The 911-nt window shown below is 72.4% G+C and carries 1 protein-coding gene and 1 pseudogene; both read right to left on the bottom strand.

The genetic code is table 11. From position 1 onward, the window contains the following. Window positions 1–91: 91 nt before the first annotated feature. Window positions 92–790: an ABC transporter ATP-binding protein gene (locus Q0848_RS18900; protein ID WP_299040381.1), complete on the bottom strand. Its 699-nt coding sequence runs from the start codon at window positions 788–790 to the stop codon at window positions 92–94. Then, window positions 787–911 (bottom strand): annotated as a pseudogene (locus tag Q0848_RS19110) (ABC transporter permease); the annotation flags it as partial. The gene Q0848_RS18900 and the pseudogene Q0848_RS19110, both read right to left, overlap by 4 nt.

The raw sequence follows: 911 nt of genomic DNA, 5'->3' as shown, positions 1-911 counted from the left end.
CGATTCCCATCTGAACGCCGGTCGAAGGGCCGCTGCTGTCGCTTCGTGCGGGCCTTCGCCAGGTCCTCGAAGACGTGCCGCTTCGTTGGTCTCATGCGGTGGCGAGGGCGTCGGTGTGGTTGAGCTTGCCGTCGACGACGGTAACGAGGTCGTCGAGGGCATCGCGGTGGACCAGGTCATGGGTGACCAGGAGCGTGGCGGTGGCGCGGTCGTGGGTGAGGTCGGCGATGAGTTGCATGATTTCGGCTCCTCGTTGCTGGTCCAGGGCGCTGGTGGGCTCGTCGACGAGCAGGACCTGGGGGTCGTGGACGAGGGCGCGGGCGATAGCCACGCGCTGGCGCTGGCCACCGGATAGCTGGGCGGGGCGCTTGTGGGCCTGGTCGGCCAGGCCGACGGCGGCGAGGAGCTCGTCCACCCGTGAGCGGACCGCCCGGCGTCGGGCTGCGGTCGCGCGGCCGCCGAGCTCGCCCATGACCTGAAGCTGCTCGCGGGCGGTCAAGGAGGCCAGCACGTTGGCCTGCTGGAAGACGATGCCGATCTGCTCCCGGCGCAGCGCGGTCGCCTCTTCGCGGTCGAGGGTCGTGGCGTCGGCGTCGCCGATGAGCACGCGCCCGGAGTCGGGGCGCACGAGCGTCGCGGCGATCGCCAGGATGCTCGACTTGCCCGACCCGGAGGGGCCGGTGATCCCGGTGACGACACCGGGGCGCCCGAGCAGGGTGAGGTGGTCGACGGCGGTGATCCGCGAGGCGCCGTCGGGGAAGGTGAGGGTGACGTCGTCGAGGGTGATCACTGGGCGCTCCCGAGAGCGGTGAGGGGGTCGGCGGAGGTGACGGTGCGCAGCGCGACGGCGGCGCCGGCGAGCCCGAGGACGGCCATGGCAGCGGCGGGCACGACGGTGGTCAGGGGGCTGA

Origin of the sequence: uncultured Pseudokineococcus sp. (assembly GCF_947495735.1) — a bacterium.
Lineage (GTDB): Bacteria > Actinomycetota > Actinomycetes > Actinomycetales > Quadrisphaeraceae > Pseudokineococcus.
The sequence above is the reverse complement of the archived record's forward strand: the minus strand, read 5'-3'. Positions and strand labels throughout refer to the sequence as shown.